Source organism: Nostoc sp. DSM 114167 (assembly GCF_052692655.1).
The window spans coordinates 459400-475470 of record NZ_CP195116.1 but is presented as its reverse complement, the minus strand read 5'-3'; the positions used below and the strand labels follow the sequence as shown (position 1 = coordinate 475470).

Here is a 16071-nt window from a genome sequence, read left to right as displayed (position 1 = left end):
AGATTAAACAAGAATGAGTAAAATATCCAATCTATAACAGGATTTGCAATTACTTGGAGTACAAAAAATTCCTAGAGCTTAAATTTAACTTAACGTTTTAGGTAATTTGGAATAGAATTAAATACTAAAGATAATTTTTACATCTATCTAAGTGCATATACATAGATTATTCCTATGCTGTTCAATCGTCTATCGGGTTCTGAAATTGATTTAAAGCAAATCCTCGATCGAATTAGGATGCTGGCCGATCAAATTCATCAGTCACTTGAAATGAGTGAAATTCTCAAGATTATTGTCAGCGAAGTTAGAACAACATTAGAAAGCGATCGCGCCATTATCTATCGTTTTTTGCCGGATGGAGATGGAGTCATCGTAGAAGAGTCTGTAAGTAATGGATGGAAACCGATTCTAGGGCAACTAATTTACGATCGTTGCTTCAATGCGATATGGGTAGAGCGATATCGAGATGGAAGCGTTAGTGTCATTGAAGACATTCATACTACAAACTTTGACCCTTGTTACAAAAAACTATTAACAGACTTGCAAATTCGAGCTAATTTAGTAGTACCAATTTTAGTAAACAATCAAGAACTTGATGGAGTTTCTAGTACATATCCTCATTTATGGGGCTTAGTAATTGCTCACCAGTGCAGTGGCTCGCGTCAATGGAGTTCTTTAGAAATTGAGTATTTCCAACTGATAGCCGCAGAACTAGGAATCGCTCTTGGGGAAGCAGAACGCCATCGGCAAAAGGCTACATCCTGCCAAAAACTAACGCTGCAACTGAATCAAAACCTGAAAAATTTGACAGTTCAGCCAAGGTTGAAATCAATCAAAAGAACTCTGGATCGGAATTTTAGAGGTTCCATTATCACAAGAACAGCATTGCCAAAGAATATATCAGTTGCAGACTTGATTACATTTGATCGATTACAAACTCCAGTTTGGATTTATGATATTCAAAACTTGCAGATGTGGTGGGCGAATCAATCCGCTCTGCATATTTGGAATGCTCAAAGTCGAGAAGAATTGCTCAGTCGCAACTTCAGTGATGTTTCCCAGTCTACTCACACTCGAATGCAAAGCTATTTGCAAGAATTTCAGCAAGGGAAAACCATCACTGAAAACTGGACATTTTACCCAGAAGGAAAACCTGTTTCTCTGCGCTGCATCTTTTCTGGAATTCAAATTGAGGAAGGGCGAATGGCGATGCTGGTTGAAGGATCGACAGAAATTATCAATCAGATCGATCGAGAAACACTCAGAGCGATTGAAGCCCTACGTCACACCACAGTCATGATCTCGCTTTACACGATGGATGGTGTACCTTTGATGCAAAATCCGGCAGCCCTGCGCTGTTATCGGGATACCCTATACCCTAACTCGTCAGCTGAAAATATTTTCCTGAGTCACTTTGTTGACAAGAGTGTTGGACAACAAGCTATGAAAGCGATTAATTTCGGTGAGGCGTTCAGCATAGAGGCTCAGGTGTTTACTACTGAGGGAATTCAATGGCATGGGATCGATATACGATGCACCCGCGATCCAGTAACAGGTAACTCCATCATCCTCGTCAACGAAAACAATATTACCAAGCAACAAGCTGCACTACAAGAACACCAGCGTACAGAATCAGAATTGCGCTGGCGGGAAGCTTTGCTACGTTCTATGACTGAAAGTTCTTTGCTAGGATTTTTTGTTGTTGACAATCGTACCGATGAAATTCTCTATTTCAATCACCACTTCTGTAAAATTTGGGGCATCGAACATCTAGAAGACAAAATGCGTTTGGGTGCTTTAAAAAATAATGACATCATTTCTGATTGTATATCTTCAATTGTCGATGCATCGGCATTTGTCGAATCCTATAAACCGTTGCAGTCTGAAGAAAATCGTTGCACGATTGAGGATGAAATTTTATTTGTCGATGGGCGAACGATTCGCCGCTTTTCCAGTCAAATTCGGGATACTCAGGATCGATACTTTGGGCGGTTATACATTTTTGAAGACATCACCCCTCGTAAACAAATCGAAGCCGCACTCAAAATCAGTGAAGAAAGATGGCAGTATGCTTTGGAAGGAAATGGCGACGGAGTTTGGGATTTGAATGCTGAAACTAACGAAGTCTTTTTTTCCCGACGATGGAAAGAAATGTTAGGGTTTGCAGAGCATGAAATTGGAAATACCCTCAGTGAATGGGAACAGCGGGTTCACTCCGATGATAAAGCGAGGGTTTACGAGGAGGTTAGCAAGCATTTATCCAGTGAAACCCAACAATATGTCAGTGAATATCGGATTAAGTGCAAGGATGGAACCTACAAGTGGATTTTAGATCGGGGTCAAGTTTCGAGTCGCGCCAAGAATGGTTTTCCCCTACGGATGCTAGGAACTCATACTGATATTACTGAACGCAAGCGTATGGAAGAAGCGCTGCGAGAAAGCGAACAACGCTATCGTTCGGTAATTACAGCGATGGCAGAAGGTATTGTCCTACAGCAATCCGATGGACGCATTACCACCTGTAATGACAGTGCCGAAAGAATTTTAGGGTTAACAGCCGATCAAATGATGGGGCGAACTTCCATCGCTTTGCAGTGGCGAGCGATTCATGAAGATGGTACTTCTTTTCCAAGCGAAACTCACCCCGCCATTGTCACCTTACGCACTGGAAAGCCTCAATTTAATGTGATTATGGGAGTTCATAAACCTGATGGCAGCTTGACTTGGATTTCAATCAATTCTCAACCACTGTTTGAATCCGATGAATCAAAACCATCGGCGGTGGTGACATCATTTACAGATATCACAGACCGCAAACAGGCACAAATTGCCCTGCAACAGCAAACAGAACGGGAACGCATGGTTTATGCGATTGCTCAACATATCCGTAGGTCTTTGGACTTGGATGAAATCTTAAACACAACTGTTGCTGAAGTCCGACATTTTCTGCAAACCGATCGCGTCATCATCTATCGCTTTAACCGTGATTGGAGTGGTGTGATTGTCACGGAGTCTATAGCAGCAGGTTGGCAATCGATTTTGAATATGGAAATTACAGACAGCTATTTTGTCAAAATACAGGGACAGTCTTATCAAGAAAGTACGCTCAGAGTTACTCCAGACATCTACACCGCCGGATTTACCCCTTGTCATGTAGAGTTATTGGAACAGTTGCAAGTCAGAGCCAAGCTAGTTGTACCAATTTTACAAGGCGATCGCCTTTGGGGTCTTTTGGTTGCTCATCATTGCAGCGCCCCGCGTCAGTGGCAACCTTGGGCAAGCGAACTGCTTCAGCAATTGGCAACACAGGTAGCGATCGCTATTCAGCAATCAGAACTTTATCAACAATTGCAGCGTGCCAACCAGCAGCTTGAAAATATGGTAATGGTGGATGAATTAACTCAAATCGCCAATCGCCGATGTTTTGATATTAAGCTTAATTCTGTCTGGCAATATCTTTTACGAGAACAAGGTTTTGTCTCACTACTTTTATGCGACATTGATTATTTTAAACAATATAACGATACTTATGGTCATGCGACCGGGGATGATTGTTTGCGCTTTATTGCCCAAGCTTTCAAACAAAGTGTTAAACGTTCTAGAGATTTAGCTGCTCGTTATGGTGGAGAAGAATTTGTTGTCATCTTGCCTAATACTCCTAGTAATGGGGCTTTTCACGTTGCCCAAGAAATTCATAAAGCTATCCAACAGCTAAATATTCCCCACGCGGCATCGCCTGTGAAGCACCACGTCACTTTAAGTATCGGAATTGCTACAGTGATTCCGACACCCAATATGGCTCCTTTGGATTTGATTGAGGCAGCAGATCAAGCCCTCTATCAAGCCAAAGCAAACGGGCGTAATCGTTCTTGTATAAATAGACTCTCTTAGAGAGTGAGCGATGCTGCGCTTCTTGCGATCCTACGCTAATCAAGTAATTGTTAATATTTTCTAAAGTTTTTAAACTCCTGTCATTTCTTTATTAGTTCTTTATTTTCTGTTTATAAATTAAAGCTGTTGGTAGTTAAGCCAAGAGCAAACTACTTATTTTTGTTTAACTTTTTTAATAAAACAACAATACTATGACAAACTGCCCTTGCTGTTCTAACCAAATGCTTCGTCACATTCGTTTACAAGAAACTTACTGGTTCTGCCGCCACTGCTGGCAAGAAATGCCTAATCTGAGTTTAGATAAAAGTACTTTAAATTTGACTAGAAAAAACACATTATTAGCCAAAGAACCAATTTCAGTCAACCACAAACTTTTGAAAATGAACGTCATAACAGAGCTTTGTGCCTGAGGTAATCAGGAAGCAAACACCAAAGCAGCTACACTTACGCTTTAAGAGGATGTTTGAAAAGTTTAATTCCAATACTTTTCAAACATCCTCTTAAATAGCTAGAGGTATCGTCTGAATACTAGACCTCTTGCAAAAATATATTTTTGCAAGAGAGGGAAAAGGGAAAAGGGAAAAGGTTAAAGGGAAAGGATTTTGAATCTCTTTACCCTTTTCTGCTGCCCCTTTACCCCGACAAATGCCAAGAAGTCTGCTGACTAATAAGTTAAAAGATAATATCCCTATATTTACAGTCTATTGTAGGTTGGGTTGAACGAAGTAAAACCCAAAAAATACACGAAAATGTTGGGTTTCGTTCCTCAACCCAACCTACGCAAATTTATTTTTCTGGCTTAACCCAAGCGTATTGCGATAAAGCCGCTTTAATGACTCTCTTGTATCGCTTGTTCATTTGCTTTCATCACTAACCCAGATTGGATTCTAACCACTCTAAATCACGCGAATATTAAATGACCCTTAAACCGTGTAATCAAGTACTCTTACATCTTAGTTAAGTCTGATATCTTCTTGAGAACAGCTTTATTGTTGTCAGGTAGATTGATGAGTCGAATTAATGGATTTGTCGGGCGACGTAATTTCTTGAAATTCGCCAGTGTTGTAGGTATTGCAGCTACTACTTTCGGTGATAGTTTTTGGAATATAGAGCAAACTGCTGTTGCTGATATTCACCCAGTTAACCCTAATTCAATCAGTCCAAATGAAGCCATCAAACGATTGCTTGATGGTAATCAAAGATTTATCCATCAAAAACGTCAATATCCCGATCAATCACTAGAACACCTACGATTAGTTGCGAAAGCTCAGTATCCCTTTGCCGCCATATTGGGCTGTGCAGATTCTAGAGTACCGACAGAAATTGTTTTCGATCGAGGACTTGGAGATTTATTTGTCGTGCGAGTTGCTGGTAATGTTGTCAGTGACACAGTTATAGGTAGTCTGGAATATTCTACAGCAGTATTGGGTTCGCAGTTGATTATGGTTTTGGGTCATAGAAGATGTGGTGCAGTCGCAGAAGCAATCAAAAACGAACCACTTCCAGGCAGAATTGGTTTGATTATTGAGGGTATCAAACCATCTGTAGAAAGGGTAAAGCTCAGAACTGGCGATCGTATGCAAGATGCAGTTATAGCTAACATTCAGTATCAAACTGAAAAATTGCAAGAAAGCTCAACTATTTTGGCTAAATTGCTTCGTGAAGGTAAACTAAAAATTGTTGGTGCTTGTTACGATATTGATACTGGTAGAGTCAACATTATTACTTGAATATCTCACACATTTTCAGTGTAGGATTTTTACACTATATTATTGTATTGCAATTCATTTAAATCCCTATTAGGGATTGAAAGAAATCTAGTTTCTTTTGAGAAATTGCCATTTCCTATTGCAATTCATCAAAATCCTTATATATAAAGACTGTTTTGCTCCTACCTCTTACCTATCTCTCAGCAGATAGCTTGCTTGTTAAGCTTATCCGTGGTTTGATAAAGTACGGCATATACATCAATTTATCGTAGTTGATAACTACTCAATTACCTGAATTAACTTGTCAGCCATAAAATAAATATAAAACTTTCCATGCCTATCCAAACTATTGGTATTTTAAGTCCGGGTGATATGGGACAAGCGATCGCAGCTGTTCTTAATCAACATGGATTGAAAACTATTGCAGCCCTAGACGATCGCAGCGAACGAACTCGGCAATTAGCAGCCGCAGCCAACATTCAAGATGTAGGTTCCCTCACACAACTGGTAATTGAATCTGATGTGGTGCTGTCAGTTCTAGTCCCCGCAGCGGCTACCCAAGCGGCGAAGCAAGTAGCTGAGGCGATCGCCAGTGTTGGTAAACCCATTCTCTACGTTGATTGTAATGCGATCGCACCCCAAAAAGTCATAAATATCGGCCACCTCATTGAATCAGTTGGGGGAACATTTGTAGATGCATCAATTATTGGCCCACCACCACGAGTTCCCAATCGCACCCGCATTTACACTTCTGGAAAACAGGCAAATCAACTGCAACAACTGCGGGATCGCGGCTTGGATGTACGGGTAATTGGTGATGAAATTGGTCAGGCTTCCGGGTTGAAAATGTCCTACGCAGCATTGACAAAGGGACTTACAGCAATTGGCACAGAATTACTAATTGCAGCCCATCGTTTAGGTTTAGATAAGGAACTATGGGATGAAGTATCTAATAGTCAACAAGAACTTGCTAGTATTTTGACGCGTTCCATTCCAGCGATGACACCGAAAGCGCATCGTTGGATAGGAGAGATGGAAGAGATTGCAGAAACCTTTAAAGAGTTAGGTTTAACTGAGCGCATTTTTTACGGAGCAGCTGACGTTTACCGTTTGGTGAAAGAAACCTCCTTGGGTAAGGAAACACCAGAAGAGTCTAATCGCGATCGCTCTTTGGATGAAATCATTACAATCCTTTCTAATGAAGCAAGTGACACCTAATCGTAAAAACTGAGAATCTATGACTCAAGAGCAATGGACTGCGGTCGATCGTTACTTTACCGATTTGCTTGTACCGTCAGACCCAGCGCTGGATAAAGCCCTCCAAACTAGTGCCGCCGCCGGACTACCGCCGCATAACGTTTCGCCAACCCAAGGCAAACTATTGCTACTGTTGGCGCAAATCCAAGGAGCGCGAAGCATCTTAGAGATTGGCACACTGGGCGGCTACAGTACGATCTGGCTGGCGCGGGCGTTACCCAGCAATGGCCGCCTAATCACACTAGAAGCTGACCCAAAGCACGCCGAAATTGCCCGCGCCAATATCGATCGCGCTGGTCTGTCTAACGTTGTTGACCTCCGCCTCGGACAAGCGCTCTCTACACTGCCACAGATTGCCGCTGAAGGTCACAGCCCATTTGACTTAATCTTTATCGACGCTGATAAGCCAAGTAATCCCGATTACTTCGCGTGGGCGCTCAAGCTTTCCCGGCGCGGCAGCCTGATTATCGCTGATAATGTTGTGCGTAACGGAGCAGTGATTGATTCCAGTAGCAACGATCCTAGCGTTCAGGGGGTGCGCGGCTTCAACGAACTGCTTGCTTCTGAGCCACGCGTCAACGCCACGGCAATCCAGACTGTGGGTAGCAAAGGATATGACGGCTTTGCGATCGCGATCGTCACGGCTGACCAATAGTTAATATACTTCTTGCAAAAGTCGGGGAAAAGGGGAAGGGGTAAAGGGTAAAGGGTAAAAAAACTCAAAATCCTTTCCCTTTAACCTTTTCCCTAAGAGTGCAAAAATATATTTTTGCGATAGGTCTAATATACTTGCCTTGAAAATAGTGTTGGCGATGTTTGAGTCGATCTACACTAACGCAAACTCATAAAAATTTAGAAAAAACTGAAAGCTTGTAAAAAATAAACCCAGCAGGGACTATATAACAAGTCCCCCTGCCAGGAAGGTATAGTATATTCTGGCCATGTTTGATTAGATTAGCGCTTATTTATAAAAAATAATTGCGTATCCCTAAATACAATAACTAAATACTTCGTAAAACACAGTTAAGAAAAGTTACTAAATAGGTTAATTTCCAATTAAAATCCAATACGCTTGGGTTAAGAGTTCTTCACTCTAACTGAGTTGGTAAAGCCTTAACAAACTCTCTAGACGTAAACTGAAACATAAACTGTAAGACTTTAAATATTTAGTGAAATAAAATATGCGTTATCCAAAACCTTAGTAGAGACGTAGCACTACGTCTCTACATTTTTTCTACCAAATGCCTCTTGAGTAGAGTGAGTGGCAGGGGTAAGCTTTTTTAGAATGGGATGAGATCGGTTACTTTTATGTTCGTCGATTAACTAGGGTAGCGCTAGCTTGGTCAACAGGCATTAGCACAACTTCATTAATATTGACATGGGGCGATCGCGTCACACAGAAAAATATCACATCAGCCACATCATCTGCTGTTAGGGGTGTAACTCCTTGGTAGACTTTGTTAGCACGTTCAGTATTTCCGTGAAAGCGTACCTCGCTAAATTCCGTTTCTACCATACCAGGATCGACAGAAGTTACACGGACTCGCGTACCCAACAGGTCTTGTTTTAAACCTTCAGAAATGGCTCTCACAGCAGCTTTGGTAGCACAGTAGACATTGCCACCGGGATAGGTTTGATGTCCGGCGATGGAACCTAAATTTACCACATGACCGCGATCGCGACTTACCATTCCCGGAACGACATAGCGGGAGACATAAAGTAAACCCTTAACGTTAGTATCAATCATGTCTTCCCAGTCTTGAAAGCTGCCTTCGTGTAACTTGTCTAAACCACGACTCAAGCCAGCATTATTAATGAGAATGTCGATGTCAGACCAAGCAGAGGGTAGAGTCGCAATGGCAGATTCAACAGCATGGCGATCGCGCACATCTAGCTGTAATAAATGAATTTCAGTACTAAAATCTTTACTAAGAGTATCTGCTAGCTGCTGCAAACGTTCTAACCGTCGTGCTGCTAAAATCAGTTTTGCACCTGCACCAGCAAAGATTTTTGCACAAGCAGTACCAATACCACTACTTGCACCAGTGATCAAAATGATTTGATTTTGTAGGGAAGTCATTAGGATAGTTAGGAGTGAGGAGTTAACAAGGATAGTTAGGAGTGAGGAGTTAACAGTTATGAATTATGAATTAGCACAAGTTTCATCGTTCATAATTTATCATCAATCGGTCTATAACTCCTACCTCCTACCTCCTGTACAGACGCGATTAATCGCGTCTCTACTTCTTCACCACTTGCAAGCGCTGAGTTATCATCGTCATCCCATTACCTCGTAGGATGACGGCAGAAACCCATTGGCTACCTGGGGTAGATGGTGCTTGTCCTACTTTAAACAATCCGCCAGATGTCAGTAATTCTAAATCGACGGGTGTAGGATTAAGAAATTTATCTGGTTGGATAGATTCTTCTAAGGCCGTTCCTAGTAAAAAATCATCACCAAGTGGCTGTTGAACGATCGCATCAAAATTATATTTCTGACCGACTTGCACTTGCTGGGGTAATTTAATATCAATTTGGGGCGGATTACTACCAGAAGTAAGCAGGGTGCGTTCTGACAAAATGTCTTGGCGGACTATTTTTCCGCCTTCAATGCGCTGACGCGATCTAATTGTGGCATTGAGAGCTAACTTATTACCGTTACCAGAGGGTAAGCCAGTTATCTTTGTTTCTGTTTCAGCAATAATTCCATTAGCTTCAGGTTTTGAAGAGAGCAGTTTCGTGCTGTATTGCAATTTCGGATATCGTTGCCAAAGTGAAGTCAAAGACTTTTCCAAGGTTTGGAGGTTTAATCCATCGCCATGAGTGAAATTGGGGCTGTAAAATTGCAACACTCCTCTGACATCGCCTCGGCTGGCAGCGCTATCAACTTGTGTCAACAGGTTTGTCAAAGCAGCTGGTGCATTTTGGGCTGTTGTGGCTTGGGATAATTGCTGTGGTGTCGTTGCCTGAGTACGTTGCCAACCAGTTGTTAAACCAATAGTCAGCAGAAACGAAACTAGCCAAATATTTGCTGGAAATTTGAGTTGTCGTCTCACTAAGGCGGTAATAATGTTAGTCATGGGTAAGAGTTTACTGATTTGATTAGAGAAAGTAAGCAAATTGTTTTATCTTAGTTAAGCTAGACGCTAAACGGTAGAGGTTTGATGGCAAACGCACCGATACGATTATTAATAGCTGCCAGTGGGACTGGTGGACATTTGTTTCCAGCGATCGCCCTGGCACAAAAACTTCCAGATTATCAAATAGAATGGCTGGGAGTACCCGATCGGCTAGAAACTCAACTTGTCCCCAAACAGTATCCCTTGAATACTATTGCAGTTGAAGGGTTTCAGCAAGGGTTTGGAGTTTCCTCGATTCGCATTTTGGGTAAACTTGCCCTTTCGATTCTAGAAGTCAGACGAATTCTCAAACAAGGAAATTTTCAAGGAGTGTTTACCACAGGGGGTTACATTGCCGGGCCAGCCATAATTGCGGCGCGTTCCCTTGGTTTACCCGTGGTTTTCCACGAATCTAACGCCTTACCCGGTAAAGTAACTCGCTTTTTTGGCCCTTGGTGTAGTGCGGTAGCCTTGGGATTTGAAGTAGCTGCTAAGTATTTGCCTCGTGCCAAAAATGTCTATGTTGGTACTCCGGTAAGAGAGCAATTTCTTGATGGAGCAATTAATGCGCCACTGGATTTAGCTATTCCTGATGGTGTGCCTTTAATTGTTGTTTTTGGCGGTAGCCAGGGTGCAGTTGCAATCAATAACTTGGTGCGCGAATCTGCAAAAGCTTGGTTTGATGCTGGTTTTTATGTAGTACACTTAACTGGCGATCGCGATCCCGAAGCAGACAGTCTCAAACATCCACAGTACATAGCCTTACCTTTTTACAACAATATGGCGGCATTGTTGCAACGAGCAACTCTTGCGATTAGTCGTTCTGGTGCAGGTAGCTTAACAGAATTAGCAGTGTGTGGAACGCCAGCGATTTTGATTCCTTACCCCTTTGCCGCAGAAGACCATCAATCTTACAATGCAGAGGTATTTACAAAGGCTGGTGCAGCGTTAACGTTGAAGCAATCTGAGTTGACGACTGAAGTATTGCAAAATAATGTGTTGAATTTATTGCAGTCACCGCAAGAATTAGCAAATATGAGGGAAAAAGCAAAGGCGATCGCAGTTCCTGATAGTGCCGAAAAATTGGCGCAGTTAGTCCGTGAGGTAGTGGAGAGATAACACAGCTATTCCCAATGAGCTGATCTGAACTTTAATAAAAATTCTCAAGGTTTCCGATGTTAAAGCTTTATCATCATCCAATTTCACCAAATTCTCGCCGTATTTGGATTACTCTAATCGAAAAAGGAATAGACTTTGAATTAGTAGAAGTCAACATTTTAGATAGCGAACATTTAAAGCCAGAGTTTTTAACTCTTAATCCTTTCCACCATATTCCTGTTTTAGTGGATGATAGTTTTGAGATAGTGGAATCTTTGGCAATATTAGATTACTTAGAGGCAAAATATCCCACACCTACTATGTTGCCTATCGATGCAAAGGATCTAGCAATTGTGCGAATGGTGCAATTAGCAACGGTAAATGAATTAATGCCACCCACAATCATATTGTCCCCCGTAATATTAGGCTTACCTGGAGGAGAGCCAGACAAAATTGAGCAGTCGAAACAGAAAATCTCAATAGTACTGAATTTTTTCGAGAATTTACTCGACAATCGCCCTTTCTTTGGCAGTGATAGTATAACTCTTGCTGAATCTGTAGCTGGCTCTATAGTACCCTGGTTGATGAAGGGCGGTGTTTCTTTGAGTGAGTATCCTAAGCTTTGTGCTTGGTGCGATCGTTTAACAGCACGTCCGGCTTGGCAAAAAACTCAAACTCCAGAAATTTTAGAAGCCATAAAATCTCGTATGGCAGCTAGGATGATTCAAACTCTTTAGTTATAAAAGCTCTACAAAAACATAAAAGTTATATGAGTGCAAGCCTCGTGTTTTAGTAGATTTAGCATTAATAAATAAGTATAATTATTATTAATTAGTAGCAATTTATTTTCCAATTTATGAATATCCAGTTGAGTCCAAAATTTTGTTTGATGATTGGTTGTGCTGGTTCTTTATTTTTAAGTTTAGCAAATAACCATCTATATCCTCAGTCAAAAACTAAAGACCTAGTACCACAAAATCGTGTTTTTACTCAACAAGAAAATTTTGTTCAAATTAAACCACATATTTCTTTTACTTCAAATAAAGTTACCGATCCAATTACCTCAAGGTTTCAAAATACTTTTGCAACTCAACATATATCTGATAGAATTCTAGACAAGCAAAACGCTTTTTCATCTCCGCACAATTTATTAGCAGCATCTACACCCTATCCAGTTGTTGATGAGTTCAAAAAATATAAATTTAATATTAATGGTAGTCAGATTGCTACTCCAGGAAAACTACCAAATAGTAAGGTTAAATTCAATCAAGGAGATTTATTAACCGTTCTCGTTAATACTAGAAAATATTTTCAAGATTATGCTTCAGAAGACCCAGATATTATGCGTCCAGGAGTCCTTACTACTCAAGGAGTTACTGTACCAGATGTTCTCAAAACCTTAGATTTCATGATTGCTGTTTTGAAGGAGGATATTGCTAATAATCGGGCTACTCGTTTACAAGACTCTCAATTTATTAATACTAATTTTCGAGTCATTAAATGGTCTGCATACAACCCCAAAAGTAAACAGCAAAAACAATTACGAATCACCAAATATGCTGTATTTACTCACCCTGGTTCCCGCAAGAAAACCTCTACTTTTAATATACCAATTTATAGCTTAAAAGATAATTCTAATAACGATAAGTTCTACACTCGATACACAAAGCAAGATGTTTTATCTGGTATTTATGAACCAGGTGGTAGAGAATTTGGAAAAGTGAATACTCTTGCTTATCTAACCAGAAATGGCTTAGAAGAAGCAATTATGGAAGGAACAATCCTGATTAATTTTACAGATGGTTATAAGGCATTTTTTAATGTAGATAGAAACAATGGAATGGCTTATATCCGTGGATTAAAGGCAACAGCACAAAAGCGTTATTGGTATTTTAGAGAAGTTGATGCTATTAAAGGTTATGGATACAAAATAGATGCCAAAATTTCTATCAAACCGGGAGTTACTTTTGCTGGAGATGTTTTGAATGTCGGTTTAGGTAAGGTGATTGTGATTGAGCATACTCAAGGTGGTCGCAAACATCTGCAAATGGGAGTCATCGCCGATACAGGCGGAGCATTTTTACCCAATCTTTATCAGCTCGATTTTTTGGCAGGTATTTTTAAGAATAAAACAGAATTTGGGCAGAATATCAGCCAATTACCGGACTATGCCACAGCATATTTTTTAGTCAAAAAGTAATGCATTGACCTGATGTCAAAAATCTATGCACGGGTTAACAATTCTAAGTTGTGACCATCGGAGTCATAGAAATAAAAGCCACGACCTTCCTTTCTGTGGTTAATTTGTCCTTTATTGTGATGCATGGGGTCGCTACTGTATTCAATACCTGCTTCTTTGACGCGTGCAAAAATTGCATCAAATTCTTCATCACTGACATGGAACGCATAATGATGCGGCTCAAACGCTTCAGTGTCGGCGAAGTCGAGTGTCAGCGCATCATTTATATGCACAGCAGCAAAGTGACCAACGGGAAGCTCAACCTTTAAACCAAAAATTTTTGCAAAGAACCTCGCGGATGCTTCTTTGTCATGTGCAGGCACTATGGTGTGATTTAGAGTAATTGTCATGTCACACCTTCCCTCCTAATTTTGGTAATAATCCATATCAACTCTGGATTTCAGAGTCGATAACAACAATGTTCCTTTCTATTTTATCTTTTGGGCGTTAACACCAGAGTAAATATATCTAAATTCTGCGTTCGCTGTATTTGGAACACCCACAAACACTAGAAACGAGCTTAAATAAGCAAACCTGATATGAGTTATCAGGTTTCCTGAAGTAATAAAACTTGATTAAATTTTGTAAAGCAGTGTAAAGTAGTTTCACAGGCAAAGACAAAGTTGCCTGATTCATAAATAACTAACCGCACTTATAAAACAATGACAACAACCTTACAACAGCGCTCAAGCGCCAATGTATGGGATCGATTCTGCGAATGGATCACCAGCACCAACAATCGGATCTACATCGGTTGGTTCGGCGTATTGATGATACCGACCTTGCTAGCCGCCACCGCTTGCTTCGTAATCGCCTTCATCGCTGCTCCTCCAGTAGACATCGATGGAATCCGCGAACCAGTAGCAGGTTCCTTGATTTACGGAAACAACATCATCTCTGGTGCAGTAGTACCTTCCTCCAACGCCATCGGTTTGCACTTCTACCCCATTTGGGAAGCAGCTTCCTTAGATGAGTGGTTGTACAACGGTGGTCCTTACCAATTGGTAATTTTCCACTTCCTGATTGGCGTATTCTGCTACATGGGTCGTGAATGGGAACTATCCTACCGCTTAGGAATGCGTCCTTGGATTGCTATTGCCTACTCAGCACCTGTTGCAGCAGCAAGTGCAGTATTCTTGGTATACCCGATCGGACAAGGTTCTTTTAGCGATGGTATGCCCTTGGGTATAAGTGGAACCTTCAACTTCATGATCGTCTTCCAAGCAGAACACAATATCTTGATGCACCCCTTCCACCAATTAGGTGTAGCAGGTGTATTCGGCGGCAGCTTGTTCTCTGCGATGCACGGTTCTCTTGTAACTTCTTCCTTGGTTCGTGAAACCACCGAAACCGAATCTCAAAACTACGGTTACAAATTCGGTCAAGAAGAAGAAACCTACAACATCGTTGCAGCTCACGGCTACTTCGGTCGGTTAATCTTCCAATACGCTTCCTTCAACAACAGCCGTTCCCTGCACTTCTTCTTAGCAGCATGGCCTGTAATCGGAATCTGGTTCACCGCCTTGGGTGTAAGCACAATGGCGTTCAACTTGAACGGTTTCAACTTCAACCAATCAGTAATTGACTCTGAAGGTCGTGTGATTTCAACTTGGGCTGATGTAATCAACCGCGCTAACTTGGGTATGGAAGTTATGCACGAGCGTAACGCTCACAACTTCCCTCTGGATTTGGCTGCTGGTGATTCCGCTCCTGTTGCTCTGACTGCTCCTGCGATCAACGGTTAATTATAATCTGAGATACGCTCTTCACGATTCTCTATAAATAAAAGACGCTCTCCCGAAAGGGGGGGCGTTTTTGCATTGGGTTCATTGCTGCGTTACAGCTATTTTCAGGTAAATAGACGTGAGTTCGACGGCTCTAAAAACCCCTCTCCAAACCTCTCCCCCACAGGGAGAGAGGCTTTGAAACCCTAATTTTTTCGTTGTCAACTAAGAATTTCTGCCCCTCTCCGCGTCGGAGAGGGGTTGGGGAGAGGTTCATCGAACTCACGTTAAATAGACAACGCGATAAGGGCGCAAGGCGTTGCGCCCCTACAACATATATGGTTCAAATACATGAAAACTTTTTTGAAGTGCAAAAATGACTTTTATCGGTGAGAACTTTGGAAATAATTATCAAAAAGTAAATTTTACAGTCAATAACGGTTCAGAACGGGTAATAATTGCTAGCAGCGCAAATAATTGCCTTAAAGCTCAAATATCAAGGAGAAGCCAAGAATGATTTTACACCGTGGGCGTAGGGTAGTAGCCGCTTTGTTGCTGTCGGTGGTACTACTGACAACAGCCTGTAGCCCAAAAACACCTGGACGTTTTGACCAGGCACAAAAAGAAAGCACTCAACAAAAAAGCGGTCAATCGGTAGCTAAAACCGCAACTCAGGGTAGCGAATTTAATAAACTTTTCCCAAAAGCTGGTGATGGCTACCAACGCGTCTATACCCAAGAGAAAAAAGGCTTTGCGGAAGCTAAGTTGAAAAAAGGCGGTAAAGATATAGCGTTGCTGTCTATTTCTGATACCACCAGCACACCCAGTGCAGCAGCAAAGTTCTCGAAAAGCACTAAAAAAATTGGCGGTTATCCCGCAATAGAAGTTGGTAAAACGCAAACTGCAATTTTGGTAGGCAAATACCAAGTAAAAGCACTTTCTCGCGATCCGTCATTTACAGCTAGCGATCGCGAAGATTGGCTAGAAAAGTTTAATCTTAATGGTCTAGCTAGACTGAAATGATTTGCACTACT

The 16071-nt window shown here is 41.4% G+C and carries 12 protein-coding genes; 9 read left to right on the top strand and 3 right to left on the bottom strand.

Annotated features, from left to right (window positions below):
* The first annotated feature begins 174 nt into the window (after positions 1 to 174).
* The 4 genes from NSTC731_RS02020 (at position 175) to NSTC731_RS02005 (ending at position 7512) form a co-directional block, all read left to right on the top strand.
* Positions 175 to 3891: a diguanylate cyclase domain-containing protein gene (locus NSTC731_RS02020; protein WP_445629395.1), complete on the top strand. Its 3717-nt coding sequence runs from the start codon at positions 175 to 177 to the stop codon at positions 3889 to 3891.
* 1007 nt (positions 3892 to 4898) lie between these two features.
* Entirely contained in the window at positions 4899 to 5621 is a 723-nt protein-coding gene (locus NSTC731_RS02015) for a carbonic anhydrase (RefSeq protein ID WP_445629394.1), read from the top strand.
* A 312-nt stretch (positions 5622 to 5933) separates the two neighbouring features.
* The gene (locus NSTC731_RS02010) at positions 5934 to 6818 is read left to right on the top strand and encodes a DUF1932 domain-containing protein (RefSeq protein WP_445629393.1); all 885 of its coding nucleotides are present in this window, start codon (positions 5934 to 5936) and stop codon (positions 6816 to 6818) included.
* A gap of 19 nt (positions 6819 to 6837) precedes the next feature.
* Positions 6838 to 7512, top strand: a complete 675-nt coding sequence (locus NSTC731_RS02005; protein WP_445629392.1) for an O-methyltransferase — start codon at positions 6838 to 6840, stop codon at positions 7510 to 7512.
* A gap of 651 nt (positions 7513 to 8163) precedes the next feature.
* Here NSTC731_RS02005 and NSTC731_RS02000 read toward each other — a convergent pair.
* Positions 8164 to 8937, bottom strand: a complete 774-nt coding sequence (locus NSTC731_RS02000; protein ID WP_445629391.1) for an SDR family oxidoreductase — start codon at positions 8935 to 8937, stop codon at positions 8164 to 8166.
* Positions 8938 to 9097: 160 nt separating this feature from the next.
* Entirely contained in the window at positions 9098 to 9937 is an 840-nt protein-coding gene (locus tag NSTC731_RS01995) for a nuclear transport factor 2 family protein (protein ID WP_445629390.1), read from the bottom strand.
* An 84-nt stretch (positions 9938 to 10021) separates the two neighbouring features.
* On the opposite strand from NSTC731_RS01995, the gene murG reads away from it, so the two are divergent.
* From murG to NSTC731_RS01980, 3 genes are all read left to right on the top strand, one after another.
* Complete coding sequence (murG, locus tag NSTC731_RS01990; RefSeq protein ID WP_445629389.1) at positions 10022 to 11095, top strand: undecaprenyldiphospho-muramoylpentapeptide beta-N-acetylglucosaminyltransferase; 1074 nt, start codon at positions 10022 to 10024, stop codon at positions 11093 to 11095.
* A gap of 56 nt (positions 11096 to 11151) precedes the next feature.
* Positions 11152 to 11811 carry a glutathione S-transferase family protein gene (locus tag NSTC731_RS01985; protein ID WP_445629388.1) on the top strand — a complete coding sequence of 220 codons (660 nt, stop codon included), beginning with the start codon at positions 11152 to 11154 and terminating at the stop codon, positions 11809 to 11811.
* A gap of 119 nt (positions 11812 to 11930) precedes the next feature.
* Positions 11931 to 13274, top strand: a complete 1344-nt coding sequence (locus NSTC731_RS01980) for a hypothetical protein (protein WP_445629387.1) — start codon at positions 11931 to 11933, stop codon at positions 13272 to 13274.
* A 23-nt stretch (positions 13275 to 13297) separates the two neighbouring features.
* Here the strand turns inward: NSTC731_RS01980 and NSTC731_RS01975 are convergent, their stop codons facing one another.
* Positions 13298 to 13663: a VOC family protein gene (locus tag NSTC731_RS01975; RefSeq protein ID WP_445629386.1), complete on the bottom strand. Its 366-nt coding sequence runs from the start codon at positions 13661 to 13663 to the stop codon at positions 13298 to 13300.
* Positions 13664 to 13975: 312 nt separating this feature from the next.
* Here NSTC731_RS01975 and psbA point away from each other — a divergent pair, with 312 nt between their 5' ends.
* Together psbA and NSTC731_RS01965 are read left to right on the top strand one after the other, a co-directional pair.
* Positions 13976 to 15058 (top strand): photosystem II q(b) protein, encoded by a 1083-nt coding sequence (gene psbA, locus NSTC731_RS01970; RefSeq protein ID WP_445629385.1) that lies wholly within the window; start codon positions 13976 to 13978, stop codon positions 15056 to 15058.
* Between the two features lie 492 nt (positions 15059 to 15550).
* On the top strand, positions 15551 to 16060 hold the full coding sequence (locus NSTC731_RS01965; RefSeq protein WP_445629384.1) for a hypothetical protein: 510 nt from the start codon (positions 15551 to 15553) through the stop codon (positions 16058 to 16060).
* Positions 16061 to 16071 lie beyond the last annotated feature (11 nt).

Excerpts from the sequence above, each read along its gene's own strand:
- NSTC731_RS01980 (WP_445629387.1), top strand. The coding sequence starts at position 11,931 with ATGAATATCCAGTTGAGTCCAAAATTTTGTTTGATGATTGGTTGTGCT.
- NSTC731_RS02010 (WP_445629393.1), top strand. The coding sequence starts at position 5,934 with ATGCCTATCCAAACTATTGGTATTTTAAGTCCGGGTGATATGGGACAA.
- NSTC731_RS01975 (WP_445629386.1), bottom strand. The coding sequence starts at position 13,663 with ATGACAATTACTCTAAATCACACCATAGTGCCTGCACATGACAAAGAA.
- NSTC731_RS02000 (WP_445629391.1), bottom strand. The coding sequence starts at position 8,937 with ATGACTTCCCTACAAAATCAAATCATTTTGATCACTGGTGCAAGTAGT.
- NSTC731_RS01985 (WP_445629388.1), top strand. The coding sequence starts at position 11,152 with ATGTTAAAGCTTTATCATCATCCAATTTCACCAAATTCTCGCCGTATT.
- NSTC731_RS01995 (WP_445629390.1), bottom strand. The coding sequence starts at position 9,937 with ATGACTAACATTATTACCGCCTTAGTGAGACGACAACTCAAATTTCCA.
- murG (WP_445629389.1), top strand. The coding sequence starts at position 10,022 with ATGGCAAACGCACCGATACGATTATTAATAGCTGCCAGTGGGACTGGT.
- NSTC731_RS02020 (WP_445629395.1), top strand. The coding sequence starts at position 175 with ATGCTGTTCAATCGTCTATCGGGTTCTGAAATTGATTTAAAGCAAATC.
- NSTC731_RS02005 (WP_445629392.1), top strand. The coding sequence starts at position 6,838 with ATGACTCAAGAGCAATGGACTGCGGTCGATCGTTACTTTACCGATTTG.
- NSTC731_RS01965 (WP_445629384.1), top strand. The coding sequence starts at position 15,551 with ATGATTTTACACCGTGGGCGTAGGGTAGTAGCCGCTTTGTTGCTGTCG.
- NSTC731_RS02015 (WP_445629394.1), top strand. The coding sequence starts at position 4,899 with ATGAGTCGAATTAATGGATTTGTCGGGCGACGTAATTTCTTGAAATTC.
- psbA (WP_445629385.1), top strand. The coding sequence starts at position 13,976 with ATGACAACAACCTTACAACAGCGCTCAAGCGCCAATGTATGGGATCGA.